Annotated in this window: 13 protein-coding genes; 7 read left to right on the top strand and 6 right to left on the bottom strand. The window is 50.6% G+C overall.

The genetic code is table 11. The features are described from left to right. Positions 1-112 precede the first annotated feature (112 nt). Positions 113-1,354 (top strand): M16 family metallopeptidase, encoded by a 1,242-nt coding sequence (locus tag H144_RS0101755; protein WP_019940305.1) that lies wholly within the window; start codon positions 113-115, stop codon positions 1,352-1,354. Between the two features lie 75 nt (positions 1,355-1,429). On the opposite strand, the gene H144_RS0101750 is transcribed toward H144_RS0101755, so the two are convergent. Next, positions 1,430-2,722 carry a M16 family metallopeptidase gene (locus tag H144_RS0101750; protein WP_019940304.1) on the bottom strand — a complete coding sequence of 431 codons (1,293 nt, stop codon included), beginning with the start codon at positions 2,720-2,722 and terminating at the stop codon, positions 1,430-1,432. Between the two features lie 87 nt (positions 2,723-2,809). On the opposite strand from H144_RS0101750, the gene H144_RS0101745 reads away from it, so the two are divergent. After that, complete coding sequence (locus H144_RS0101745) at positions 2,810-3,931, top strand: glycosyltransferase family 4 protein (protein ID WP_019940303.1); 1,122 nt, start codon at positions 2,810-2,812, stop codon at positions 3,929-3,931. Here H144_RS0101745 and H144_RS0101740 read toward each other — a convergent pair whose 3' ends face one another. Both H144_RS0101740 and H144_RS0101735 read right to left on the bottom strand, forming a co-directional pair. Beyond that, positions 3,932-5,338: a tetratricopeptide repeat protein gene (locus H144_RS0101740; RefSeq protein WP_019940302.1), complete on the bottom strand. Its 1,407-nt coding sequence runs from the start codon at positions 5,336-5,338 to the stop codon at positions 3,932-3,934. 76 nt (positions 5,339-5,414) lie between these two features. Beyond that, positions 5,415-6,413 (bottom strand): NAD-dependent epimerase/dehydratase family protein, encoded by a 999-nt coding sequence (locus H144_RS0101735; RefSeq protein ID WP_019940301.1) that lies wholly within the window; start codon positions 6,411-6,413, stop codon positions 5,415-5,417. Between the two features lie 151 nt (positions 6,414-6,564). Here H144_RS0101735 and metG point away from each other — a divergent pair, with 151 nt between their 5' ends. Beyond that, the gene (gene metG, locus H144_RS0101730; RefSeq protein ID WP_019940300.1) at positions 6,565-8,640 is read left to right on the top strand and encodes a methionine--tRNA ligase; all 2,076 of its coding nucleotides are present in this window, start codon (positions 6,565-6,567) and stop codon (positions 8,638-8,640) included. Positions 8,641-8,685: 45 nt separating this feature from the next. Here metG and H144_RS0101725 read toward each other — a convergent pair whose 3' ends face one another. The 3 genes from H144_RS0101725 to H144_RS0101715 all read right to left on the bottom strand — a co-directional run bounded on the left by H144_RS0101725 (position 8,686) and on the right by H144_RS0101715 (position 10,223). Next, on the bottom strand, positions 8,686-9,015 hold the full coding sequence (locus H144_RS0101725; RefSeq protein ID WP_229207826.1) for a hypothetical protein: 330 nt from the start codon (positions 9,013-9,015) through the stop codon (positions 8,686-8,688). Between the two features lie 250 nt (positions 9,016-9,265). Next, positions 9,266-9,688, bottom strand: coding sequence for an Hsp20/alpha crystallin family protein (locus H144_RS0101720; RefSeq protein WP_019940298.1), 423 nt, complete (start codon positions 9,686-9,688; stop codon positions 9,266-9,268). A gap of 259 nt (positions 9,689-9,947) precedes the next feature. After that, a complete protein-coding gene (locus H144_RS0101715; protein ID WP_026350328.1) occupies positions 9,948-10,223 on the bottom strand; it encodes an Rdx family protein in 276 nt (91 codons plus the stop codon). A gap of 408 nt (positions 10,224-10,631) precedes the next feature. Here H144_RS0101715 and H144_RS0101710 point away from each other — a divergent pair, with 408 nt between their 5' ends. From H144_RS0101710 to H144_RS0101695, 4 genes are read left to right on the top strand one after another with little or no spacing between them, the layout of a single operon-like run. Beyond that, on the top strand, positions 10,632-11,030 hold the full coding sequence (locus tag H144_RS0101710; protein ID WP_019940296.1) for a hypothetical protein: 399 nt from the start codon (positions 10,632-10,634) through the stop codon (positions 11,028-11,030). Positions 11,031-11,055: 25 nt separating this feature from the next. Continuing rightward, positions 11,056-11,754, top strand: coding sequence for a hypothetical protein (locus H144_RS0101705; RefSeq protein WP_019940295.1), 699 nt, complete (start codon positions 11,056-11,058; stop codon positions 11,752-11,754). Then, positions 11,741-12,604, top strand: coding sequence for a sensor histidine kinase (locus H144_RS0101700; protein WP_026350327.1), 864 nt, complete (start codon positions 11,741-11,743; stop codon positions 12,602-12,604). Before H144_RS0101705 ends, H144_RS0101700 begins: the two co-directional genes overlap by 14 nt. Positions 12,605-12,608: 4 nt before the next feature. Then, complete coding sequence (locus H144_RS0101695; protein WP_019940293.1) at positions 12,609-13,268, top strand: response regulator transcription factor; 660 nt, start codon at positions 12,609-12,611, stop codon at positions 13,266-13,268. The last annotated feature ends 66 nt before the right edge of the window (positions 13,269-13,334 follow it).

Raw genomic sequence — 13,334 nt, 5'->3', positions numbered from 1 at the left:
TGTCCCAGCTGAACAGTAGCTTTGTTTATAACCCATATTTGAATCCGGTGGTTTCGGTCGCCGGTTTTATTTTGGCCAAAAAGTACTCACTCAACTTCCTTTTTTCGAATATATGATCCGCTATAAGCAGTTTACACTGGGTAATGGCCTTCGGGTTTATGTCCACGAAGACTTTTCGACACCCATGGCTGCGGTAAATATCCTGTACAATGTCGGCTCGCGCGATGAGGACGAAGAACGCACCGGTTTCGCGCATTTGTTTGAGCATTTGATGTTCGGGGGTTCCAAAAACATACCGAGTTACGATATTCCCGTGCAGAATGTAGGTGGCGAAAACAATGCATTCACCTCGCCGGATATCACCAATTACTACATCACATTACCGGCAGATAATGTCGAAACGGCATTCTGGCTCGAATCCGACCGGATGCTAAGCCTGTCGTTCGACCCGAACGTGCTGGAAGTACAGCGGAAAGTGGTGATCGAGGAGTTCAAGCAGCGGTACCTCAATCAGCCCTACGGCGACCTGTGGCTGAAACTCCGCCCGCTGGCTTACAAAAAGCACCCGTACCGCTGGGCGACCATCGGAAAGGACATTGGCCACATCGAACGTGCCACGATGGACGACGTGCAGGACTTTTTCTTCCGCTTCTACCGCCCGAACAATGCGGTAATGGTCGTGGCAGGTGCCGTGACCTTCGAAAAAGTGCAGGAACTGGCCGAAAAGTGGTTCGGCAATATCCCGGCAGGCCCGGCTTACGTGCGCAACCTGCCCGCGGAACCGAAGCAAACCGAAGCGAGGCATCTGGAAACCTCCGCCGCGGTGCCGCTCAACTCGCTCATCAAGGTATTCCATATGCCGGGCCGGTACGACGATGATTTCTACGCCAGCGACCTGCTGAGCGACATTCTGGGGCGCGGCAAGTCCTCGCGGTTGTACCAAAAACTGCTCAAAGAACGCGCCCTGTTCAACGGTATCAGCGCCAGCATTATATCTTCGCTCGATCCGGGATTGTTGATGATTAAAGGTAACCTGAACCCCGGCGTAACATTGGAAGAGGCAGATCAGGCGGTGACCGAAATTTTGCAGGAAATCGTGGCAAACGGCGCTTCGGAAGAAGAAGTGACGAAGGTCAAGAACCAGTCGGAAGCCTCGCTGGCATTCTCTGAAGTAGAGCTGCTGAACCGCGCCATGAACCTCGCATTCGCCGCAAATGCAGGTAATGTGGAATGGGCCAATGCCGATGCCGACATAATCCGCGCATTGACGCCCGCAGACATCAATAAGGCTGCCAAAAATATCCTTCGCCCGGAAAATTCCTCGACGATCTATTACCGAACCGAGGCGAAATAAAGACCCGTATCCCTAAAAAACGCCCTGCCGGTATGGTACCGGCAGGGCGTTTTTTAGGATGCCAAAAGTATAAGCCTACTCTTCCGGCAGGAATGTGAGGTAGCTGAAATTCTGCTCATTGAACAAATCAACGGCGATTTCCTGCAACTGCCCGGACGTAATCTGCTCGATTTCCGTAAAAATCTCGGGCAGCGAATCCACCTTCCCGGTATCGAGAATGCTTTTCGCCATCATCAGCATAAAACTCATATTGCTTTCCTCCGACATAGCGAGCTGGCCCATGAGCTGCACTTTCGTCTGGTGCAGCTGCAATGTCGAAAGCGGCACTTCGCGAATGCGCTTCAATTCCTTGTGGATCAATGCGATGCTCTTATTCAGCTGTTTTTTCTCCGTACCAAAGAAAATGCCCATGAAACCCGTGTCCAGGTAAGGCGTGTAATTCGCTTCAATCGAGTACACAAACCCGTATTTCTCCCGCAGCGAGAGGTTGAACCGTGAGTTCATCCCCGGTCCGCCGAGCAGGTTCACGAGCATGAAAAACGGCAGACGGCGCTCGTCGAGCAATGCGTAGGCGGGCTGGCCCATCGCGCATTGCGCCTGCTGAATGGGGCGCTCGCGTTCCTGGCGCACGGGCGTGTAAATGGTTGGTGCCACCCGTTCACGATTGGTTTTGCAATGCGGCACGCCGCCGAGGTACTTTTCGGCAATGCGGATCACCTTCGAAAACGGCAGCCGGCTCACCGACGACACGACGATCCGCTCGGTATCGATATTGTGGTTGATAAACTCGTACAGTTGTTCGCGCCCGAAAGAATTGACCGTCTCCGCCGTGCCCAGGATATTGCTTCCCAATGCATGATCGGGGAAAATCAGCTGATCGAAATCGTCCTGGATAGCATCTTCGGGCGAATCGACATACATCGACATTTCTTCCAGGATCACATTCCGCTCCCGCTCGATCTGCTTGTCGGGAAACACCGAATGGAACGTTATATCAGCCAGCAAATCCATCGCCTTCTCGAAATGATCATCGAGCACAGAGGCGTGGAAGCAGATTTTTTCTTTGGTAGTATACGCATTCAATTCGCCGCCCACGTTTTCCAGGCGGTTGATCACGTGGTAGGAACTCCTCTTCTCGGTGCCTTTGAAAGCCATATGCTCCCAAAAGTGCGCGAGCCCCTGCTGATGCGGGAGTTCGTCGCGGCTACCGATGTCGAGCATGATGCCGCAATGCGCTATTTGCGTGTAAGGAACCTGCTTGTGGGCAATGCGAATCCCGTTGGCCAGCGTGTGTATCTGATATTCTTCGGTTGTAGAAAGGGACGTTGCTTTGGGGTTAGCCCGTTTGCGGCCATTGTTTCTCTTCATTCCTTTGTAACACAAAATAGCCACCAATAATTTTCGGTGGTATCCGCAAAAATACGGACTTTTGCCCGGAAAGCCTTGCAGTTACACATGATGCGCATCGGATTTGACGCCAAAAGAGCGTTCGCCAACAAAACAGGTCTCGGAAATTACAGCCGCTTCATTCTCGGCGCATTGGCCGAGCACCAACCCGGCCACGAATACCTCGCTTTCACACCCAAAAACAACCGGAATCTCTTCGACGAATTTCCCAGCGGGTCAATCCATTATCCCATCGGCTTCATGGATCGCAAGCTCCCGGCCTACTGGCGTTATGCACGCATTACCCGCCAGCTGCGCGAGGAAAAAGTGGATCTTTACCACGGCCTCAGCAACGAAATCCCACAGGGCCTGCAACAGGCCGGGATACGATCGGTAGTAACGATCCACGACCTGATTTTCGAGCGCTTGCCGCAGTTGTTCAAACCGGTCGACCGGGCCATTTACCGCCACAAATTCCAATCGGCCTGCCGGCGTGCCGACTCGGTAGTGGCCGTAAGCGACCAGACGCGCCGGGACCTGATCGAGCTGTATGGTGTGGATGACGCGAAAATCCGGGTCATTTACCAGGATTGCAATCCGGTATTCCAAAATCGGCTTGCATTAGCCGAACGTGACCGCACTTGCGCTGAATACGGCATTTCAGGGCCGTTTGTGCTGTGCGTCGGCACGTTGGAAGAGCGGAAGAACCAGCACCGGCTGGTAGAATCATTTGCCCGGTTGCAAAACCACGATTTCACGTTGGTTCTCGTCGGCAGACCTACCGGATATGTGAAGAAGATACAGGAAACGATCAGTCGTTTGAAGCTCGAAAACCGTGTTAAGCTGCTCCATAACGTATCCACGCCGCATTTGCCCGCATTGTACCAATCGGCGGAAGTATTCGCCTACATTTCCATTTACGAAGGATTCGGCATTCCCATTGTAGAGGCACTGCACAGCGGCACGGCGGTGCTGGCGGCGAAAGGGTCGTGCCTGGAAGAAGCCGGCGGTCCCGGCGGATTATATGCAGACCCCTATCAAACAGAAAACATCAGCGAACAGCTGCAAAAGCTGGTCACCGATGTTCATCTTCGGAATGCGTTATCGGAAGCAGGCAGGGCGCATGTCAAAGAATTTGCGGGTAAAAAGATCGCCGCGCAAATGGTTGGGCTCTACGAAAGCCTGCGCTGATTATTTCTCGCGATACTGCTCGATAATACGGTACAATGCTTTTTGTTTTTCCAGATCGGGGAAAAAGTCGAAAAGCTGCTCGTGGCCGTCGTAATCGAGCGTCAGGCCGATTTCCAGGTTAACCAACGCCTCGCGGTACTGACCTGCGTGGATTTGATAAACGGCCATTCTGTAATATAGGTCCGCCTCTTCGGACATTTCATCGATCGCCGCCTGCAACAGGTCGCAAGCACGGGCATAATTACCTTGCTCGAACAGCACATACGACCATTTCAGCCAGATATCCGGGTTGGAAGGTTCTATTTCTGCCGCCTTTTCAAATGCTTCGAATGCCGACACGACATTACCTACCTTGAATTCGGTTTCTGCCAGTGCCAGCCAGTAGTCCGGGTTCAGCTCCGTGATCTGGATCGCTTTTCTCAGGAAACCAACGGCTTCATACCACCGGCCCAGTTCGCTGAAACAAATGCCGAGGCCATACCAGCCGTCGTCCCACTGGCTGTCCAGTTTCACGGTTTGGCGGTAGTATTTAATGGCTGTTTCAAATTCGCCTAACTTCTCGTAGCAGGTACCCAGGCAGCAGCACGTTTCGGGCTGGTCGCCTTCGAGCTCGATGGCGCGGAGATATTGCACTTTGGCATCCTCGTACTTTTCCAGGTTCATATAGGAATTGCCCAGCTGGAAGAATGCCGAAGCGAAATCGTCCTTGATCAGCGTCGCGTACTCGTAGGCGTGCACAGCATCCTCGTGGCGTTCCAGCTTGCTGAATGCGATCCCGAGGTTATACCAGGCATGGTGCGAGAACGGGTCACGGTCGACGAGGTCGTTATAATATCCCAAATGGCTCTCCAGCTGCCCTACCAGATCGAGGCAATGGGCGAGTTCGTAAAGCGCATTCTCGTTGTTCAGATTGTTGCGAAGCGACCGTTTGTAGTATTTGATCGCATCTTCATATTTACCCCAGTTCTGGTAAGTCTGCCCGATCTGGAAGTAAATCTCGTCACGGTCTTCGACCCTGCCGAGCAAATTTTCGAGGATTTCAATCGCTTCCTCATATTCTCCCATCATATTGGCGACAGCCACCTGCATGAAAGAAATTTCGATATCACCGGGGTGGAAAAGCGAGGCGCGTTCGAGTATTTCGAGGGCCAGTTCGTGCTCGCCGCGGTTGGCGTGGAGCTGCACCATGCTCAGCAGCAGGTCGAGCGAATAAGGGTAATCCGAGAGGCCCATCTCACAGGCTTTGAACGCCTTTTCCCAATCCCCCTTTTCAATGTAATGTACTGTAACCTTTTCGTAAGTATCCAAATCAAAAAAGACCGGCTCGTCGGTTTTCAGCATTCTTTCGAACCTGAGCAGTGTCTCCTTCATATAATCCTTCCTTTCACCGAAATTTTTCTCCATCATACGAACCGCTAGGTTAGAATCGAGGGCAAACGCACCACTATTAATGAAAGAAAGTTATAAAATAATTCCCCGGATTTCAAATCCTCCCGAGCAAACTTTCACTAATGCGCGACACCGTTTCCTCAACAGACTGAAATTGAAAATCTAATGCTTTCCGGACCTTGGCGTTGTCGTAAGTGATTTTCCGTGCGGCCGATTGCGCTGTTTCCCTGGTTATCAAAGGCTTCGTACCCAGCAACCACGTCCGCACCGCCTCCACGCGCCAGATCACCCCCGCCAGTCCCGGCCCGACCTTGAAAGAAGGCCGTTTGCGGCGCATTTTATCCGCTATCATATTGAACAAATTATGATACGAAATGCTCCCCGCATTCAGCAAAAAGCGTTCGCCGGTAATGTCCGAACCCGCCAACCGGTACACCACTTCGGCCACGTCTTTCACATCCACCACATTGGCGATACCTTCCGTGTAGAATGGCTTTTCTTTATATATGTATCTGAAAATCTGCGTACTACTCTTTTCCCAGTCACCTTCGCCAAGAATCAGCGTCGGGTTCACGATCACGGCATTCAAGCCTTCGGCAATACCGCGCCACACTTCCAGCTCGGCCAGATGTTTCGTTTTTGCATATTCCGAATTTTCCGGCGAATCCTCCCAGCGCTGGTCTTCATTGAGCACCACAGCCTGTGCAGCAGCCTGCTTTCGCTTGTCCGGACGGCCTATGGCGGCAATACTACTTACGTGTACCAGTTTTTGTGTTTTGTATTTCAAACAGACATTCACCACGTTGGCAGTACCTTCCTGATTTACCTTGTACATCCACTTGCGGTCGCGCGGCACAAAGGATACCACGGCGGCTGTGTGCACGACGTAATCGACCTGCTCTATGGCTTTTTCCAGGGACAGAATATCGAGGATATCGCCTTCTACCCAGGTCAGGCGCGGGTGTGCGTCCGCAAGCAGGCGCTTGTCGGCACCGGGGCGCGTTAATGCAAACACTTCATGATTTTCCGACAGGAACTTCCGGGCCGCTGCGCTGCCCACCAGGCCCGTCGCGCCGGTAATGAGAACTTTCATGTAAGTGAAACAAATTGTTTGGGTCAAAGTTCGTAGTAAAAAAGCAGTTTGTCACGCCATTGCAAGCCTTTTTACTAATTTTACACTCCGGTCGCACCGGGGGGCTATTCCGTCCCGACGATTGAACCATATTCAAAATCCCTGATTGCAAATGCCGATTTCAAATCCTAAAAGATATACCGTCACAGCTGCGCTCATCTACGCCAACGGCCCGATCCACATCGGACACCTGGCCGGTTGCTATGTACCTGCTGATATATACGTTCGCTATTTGCGCTCCTCCGGCAAGGAGGTGGCGTTCATCAGCGGCACCGACGAGCACGGCGTACCCATTACCATCCGCGCCAAAAAAGAAGGTTTGACGCCCCAGCAGGTGGTCGATAAATACTACGAGCAGATCGACGCGTCGTTCAAGGCATTAGGCGTTTCGTTCGACGTGTATTCCCGCACCAGCAAGCCTGTCCATCACGAAACTTCCCGCGAAATTTTCAGGGATTTGTATGATAAAAAGGTGTTCGTGGAAGAAACAACCGAACAATACTACGACGAAACCGCCCAACAGTTCCTGGCCGACCGCTACATTGTCGGTACGTGCCCCGTTTGTGCCAATCCCAACGCCTACGGCGACCAATGCGAACGCTGCGGCTCGACATTAAGTCCATTGGAACTGAAAGACCCGCGTTCGACGCTCTCGGGCTCGAAGCCGGTTTTGAAAGCGACAAAAAACTGGTACCTGCCGCTGGATAAAATGCAGCCGGACATCGAAGCCTACGTGAACGGCCATTCCGAATGGAAGACCAATGTATTCGGTCAATGCCAAAGCTGGCTGAAAGACGGGCTGAAACCCCGCGCCATGACCCGCGACCTCGACTGGGGCATTAAAGTGCCCGTGGAAGACACCGACGGCAAGGTGCTGTATGTGTGGTTCGAAGCGCCGATCGGCTACATTTCCGCGACCAAAGACTGGCTGATCCAGAAGAACGGCAGCGAAGAAGGCTGGCAGAAATGGTGGCAGCCGGGCAAAGACGCCGCGGAAGGCGAAACCAAGCTGGTGCATTTCATCGGAAAAGACAATATCGTTTTCCACTGCATTATCTTCCCGGCTATGCTGATGGCGGAAGGCAACTATATTCTGGCCGATAATGTGCCTGCCAACGAATTCATGAACCTCGAAGGCGACAAGATATCCACTTCCCGGAACTGGGCCGTGTGGCTGCACGAATACCTCGAAGAACTGCCCGACAAACAGGACGTGCTGCGCTACGTGCTCACAGCGAATGCGCCCGAAACGAAGGATAGCGAATTCACCTGGAAAGACTTCCAGACCCGCAATAACAGCGAACTGGTGGGCATTTACGGCAACTTCATCAACCGCGCCGTCGTGTTGACGCAGAAATTCTGCGACGGTAAGGTGCCGCAGCGCGGCGAATTGCAGGAAATCGATCAGGCTGCTTTGGCCGACCTGGCGGCATTCCCCGGCAAAATCGCCGAGTCGATGGAAAATTACCGTTTCCGCGAAGCATTATCCCTCATTATGGACCTCGCGCGGACGGGCAACAAGTACCTGGCCGACACGCAGCCGTGGCATGCGATCAAGACCGACCCCGGGCGCGTGAATACGATCCTGAACATCGCACTGCAGATTTCAGCAACGCTTTCGATCGTTTCAGAGCCGGTACTGCCATTTACAGCGGCGAAAATCCAGGATCAGCTGAGCATCTCCGGTAAAAACTGGCAGGACGCAGGCGACGCGGATTTGCTGGCCGTCGGACAGCCGGTTTTGGAAGGAAAACTCCTTTTCGAAAAAATAGAAGACAGCGTCATTGAAAAGCAGGTCCAGAAACTGCACGACGCCAAACGCCTCAATGAATTGGAAGGAAAAACAGTAGCGCCCGTCAAAGCCGAAATCCAGTTCGATGATTTCGCTAAAATGGATATCCGTATCGCGACCATCCTCGAAGCCGAAAATGTGCCTAAGAGCAAGAAATTGCTGAAACTGCTGATCGATATCGGTTCCGAGCAGCGCACGGTACTGAGCGGTATTTCGGAGCATTTCAAAGCGGAAGAGGTGATCGGAAAAAAAGTATTGTACCTCGCCAACCTGGCTCCCCGCAAAATGATGGGAATGGAAAGTCACGGAATGATCCTCATGGCCGAGGACCGCGACGGAAGCCTGGCATTTATGCAGCCGGGCAAGGATGTCTGGAACGGCGGGACTGTCAATTAAAACGTACTGGCCCTGCATTGGCGGAGTACCGTGCAGGGCCTTCTCTTATTGAAACTCCTTCCGCACCGAGTCGTAAATCGAGTGCACCCGCGCTACGAGCGACTGGCATTCGTTGTCGCTCAGGTGATCGATCGTGTTACTCACAGCATTCGAAACCACTCGGCCTTCCTCATTGACTTTGGCCCCTTTCTGCTTGATCATCGAAAGAATGCTTTCCCATTCCCCGATTAATCCTTCCGAAAAATACCTGGGTTCGATAATGTTGAAGTAGGCCGACTGGGATTTCAGTTTCTGCCTGATCTTGGACTGGTCGCCTTTAAGCTCATCGACCAGCTTGGTTAGTTCAATAAAAGCGAAAATATTAGACTTTTTCATAACGTTGAGAATGAGGAGCAATAAGGTATATGCATGCAAGATACAGATATGTCACTCCTTTTTTTGATAAAGTGTGGAATCTTTACTCAATCTTAATGCATTCTATTAAAAGGATACAACCGGCGCTGGAATAAGTACTATAACATCGCAATTATTTCCCGCATTATTTGTCAAAATCGCCTTCTGGGACGCTCAGGGCACAAAAAAAGCCCGGCTGATGGCCAGGCTTAAAGTGATAATCTGTAATGCGTTACCAGCGTTCGATATCTACCTTTCGGTGATAATCTCCCTGCTCGTCCCCAAAAGGGAGGAAAAGCACCAGCTGACGATGGCTGTCATCGTACCTTGCCGAGATATTATCTATATCCACTCCGTCGGGGATGACGAAGGTATTTATGAAACGGATTGTCTTCCACTGCTCGTCGTCGGACAAATTTTCCTGTGAAAAAATCGGCAGTAAGTGGAAAAGCTTCAAATTATTCGAGTTCCTCTTACCTTTTACAACTTCCAATTGCAGATCCTCAACTTCGATGCCTGGAATTTTCACAACAACTTCAAAACCGTCCGATCCTTTGTCAAGCTTGATAGAGGGCTCACTCATTCCACCGTTCACTGTGTTGATAAAATCTATGTTCATCAACATCTCCCGTGGTATTTTCAGTTTGCTTTCCATAGCTATCGCGTTTTAGGTTCACAAGTTTTACCTATTAACGAAAAACTGCGTGCCAAAGATCGAATTTCGGTAAAAAAGTGCAGTGAATAGCGTCCCTAAAAGTGCGCCTATGAACTGATTATCACCTATTGCGTCGAAATAGGCCAATTTGGGAAAGCATTTAACCGGGCTGCGGAACAAGCCGAAATCTCAATGCCAAAATTGCAGTATCACAGATTCCCGCCAGCCATAATGGCATTAAATCGGGCAGACCATCGCCTTAACGGTCGCTGTGGCCAAGGCTGCGTTCCGGCGCGATAATGTCCCGCACCCGCTGTTTGATTTCCTTGGGTTCAGGGAAATGGCCTTCGCGTTTCCTGTCCCAAAGCAGCTCTTCGCCCAAGGTAATGGTGTAACGCCCCGCCACTTCGGAAGGGCGTAGCTGCACGGCATGCAGGTCGTCGGAAAAAGTAGTGAGAAGCTCCTGGGCCATCCACGCCGCCCGCAGCAGCCAGCCGCATTTGGGGCAATATTCTATTTCGATTGTCGGTTTCATCGCGTTATTTTCTGAAAGGTCAAAAGTCGGCATTGAAACGGAAACAATCAAAAAAGCCGCCAGGGACATCCCTCGCGGCTTTCTGCTATAACCTAACCCTTTAATCTTGATGAGAAAGCTTTGTTACAAGTCTTCCCTAACGCTTTACAAATGTACAGGGCTATGAACAAGCTTTTTAGCGTCAAAAACCCTGATTTTCAATATGGGTAGGCTTACAAGTGCCACCTCGTAGTATTGCCCGGCGACTATACGTAAAATTACGCGATTTTCTGCCGCGCCGAACAAATTTGATTGATTTACAACTAGTTACAATTTTACCGTTAAATCAATTGCAATTCGTTACCTTGACCTTCCCTACCCTGCTCTTTACATTTACAATGCTTAATTGTTAATACTTTACCTAAAACCATGGAAACAAAAAGATTTACAGGTCGGGAGGGGCGATTGATCTCGGTATCCGAAGCCCAGGAGCTTACCCATCCGCATCAAAAGAAAGAGCGCGACTTCACGGCACGCGGCGAAAATTATGTGAAAGCCGAATTTTTTGGCATACACACTTTTAACGAGTTGATTAAACTTCACGGCGAAAACTGTGTTGGGTTCAGAGTATATTACGGTTTGAGAGATGAGGAAGAGGATGACGATTCTAAAACTGAAAAGTCAAAAAAACCAACACCTCGGCTGGTTCTCGTTCCTGTTGATGAAGACGGCAAAGACATTATGAGAGCTGCTGCCGGCGGATTGAAGGATATGCCGGTTCAAGGGGGAGCCATGACAGGCGGCCCACTCTGCCCACGCCAATGTTAAGAAGCTTTCGTTAATCGACCTTTGTATGTTCGATACCTATTCTGCATATATTGTAAATAATCCAATTTCAAGTATTGCAGTATTTATCACAGTATTACCATTAACACTCACTATCGCCAGAAGGGCATTTCTGGACAAATCGCTCCGCCTGCTTTTCTGTTACCTTGCTGTGAAATTGATTATTGACCTCGCGATGCTTCATTACGCATCCAACAGGACCAATAACATCATCCTATACAATCTGAGCATCCCGCTTTTTTACGCATTACTCGGCGGGATGTTCTATTTTAAATTTGCAGAGAAGCCCCGGCGGCAGTTCCTGATAATTTCCATTATCGGACTTTTCTTTTTTTGCGCTTGGGATATAGTCAACTCGAATGAAGACCTTCAAAATATGAGGGAGCACCGGGTTGTCCTCTACTCGAAAATGGTTGAAGGCGTTCTGATGATCCTGGTGATCCTGCTGTATTTTTATGAAATCATCAAATCGCTTCAAATACCTAACTTGCTGACATTTCCATTCTTTTGGGTTTGTTCAGGACTGCTGCTTTATTATTCGAGTCTGATATTTATTGCACCAGTCATCCATTATGCATACACGTGGAACAATACAATGGATCTGGGGATCACCGAATTTATCCCCAGTATTTTTGAAATTATTTGTGCCTTGTTTTTTAGCGTAGGCATCTATCACTATTCCCCGAAGGATTATGCAAAACAGTGAAGAACTAAAATGGGCACTACTAATAGCCTCTCTGGCTATGCTGGCCATGGCGTTTTGCATGATCGCCTTCGTGATGTATTACCAAAAGCGCAGGTTCGAAGAAGAAAAGAAAATCAGCGACATCGAAAAAAATTATAACCGCCTCCTGCTCGACACGGCGCTGAATTCCGAAGAAACCGAGCGGCGGCGGATTGCACAGGACCTGCATGATGACATCGGGACGATGCTCTCGCTGACGAAGCTTAGTCTCAATCAATTAAGTAAACTGGTGGCAAACTCGGGAAATGAGAAGGAGGAAAGTATTATGAAGAAATCGCAGTCGCTGGTGGAGGAAACGATCCTGCATGTGCGGCGCATCACGCGGGACCTCGTGCCGACAACGCTCGAAAGGTTCGGGCTCATGGAGGCGATCGAAGAGTTTATTCATAAATTGGAGGAAGATAACAACCTCGTCATTGCATTTCAGTCGAATACAGAAGAATTTCCGCGTCAGGGCCAGAAGCTGGAACTGACGCTTTACCGCATTATGCAGGAACTCGTGAACAATGCGATCAAGCATGCGAGCTGTTCAAAAATCGATATTGTGCTGGAAATTGACGAAGAAATGATAGGTTTGCGGGTTACCGATAATGGCGTCGGTTTCGACCCCGAAAAGATAAAGGAGAGCAACCTGGCGGGCCTGGGCTTGCTGGGGATCGAAAGCCGGCTGGCTATCGTTAACGGAACAGTCCAGTACGAACAACCTGCCAAAGGGGGTTCCAGCGCCATCGCGAGGATTCCGGTGAACCCGGTGTCCGGTAACAAACCTGAACCATTACATCCATTCCGCCGGGAAAAGGTGAATATTTAATGCTATGAGCACCCTTAAACTAGGAATCGCCGACGATCACGAATTGTTCAGAAAGGGGTTTATCTCCATGCTGAGCGGCATTCCCGATTTCGAATTTGTACTGGAAGCCGGTAACGGACAGGAACTCCTGGACCGCCTGCCCGCCAATACCCCCGACATTGTTTTCATGGATCTCCAAATGCCGGTCATGGACGGCATCCAGGCAACGGAAGCCGCGTTCGAGCGCTTCCCGAACATCAAGATCATCGTTGTGTCCATGTATAATGAGGACCGCTTCGTGATCCACATGCTCGAAAAAGGCGTGCAGGGTTATCTGCTGAAAGATACCAGCCCCGACGAGGTAGAAAAAGCGATCCGCCGCGTCCATGAGGAAGGATTTTACTATAACGACTTCGTTTCCAAGGCCATGCACCGGAAAATGGTGAACCGGCAGGTCAACAAGCACCCGTTCTTCCCGAATGCGTGCAACGTGGCGCTCTCGTCACGCGAGAAGGAAGTACTGCAACTGATCTGCGACGGCCTCTCGACGACCGAGATCGGCGACAAGCTGTTTATCAGCGTGCGTACCGTGGAAGGGCACCGTTTACGTGTTTTGGAAAAAACAGGCACCAAAAGCACCGCCGCAGCCGTGGCATTCGCCTACAAAAACCAGTTGCTGAGCTAAGCGCAATGCTTTCGTGATTTTCGCTGGAAACTTCCGGGCTTTGTGCTATATTTCCCGGCGGCCGTG

This window comes from Dyadobacter beijingensis DSM 21582, assembly GCF_000382205.1.
GTDB classification, from domain to species: Bacteria; Bacteroidota; Bacteroidia; order Cytophagales; family Spirosomataceae; genus Dyadobacter; species Dyadobacter beijingensis.
The sequence above is the reverse complement of the archived record's forward strand: the minus strand, read 5'-3'. Positions and strand labels throughout refer to the sequence as shown.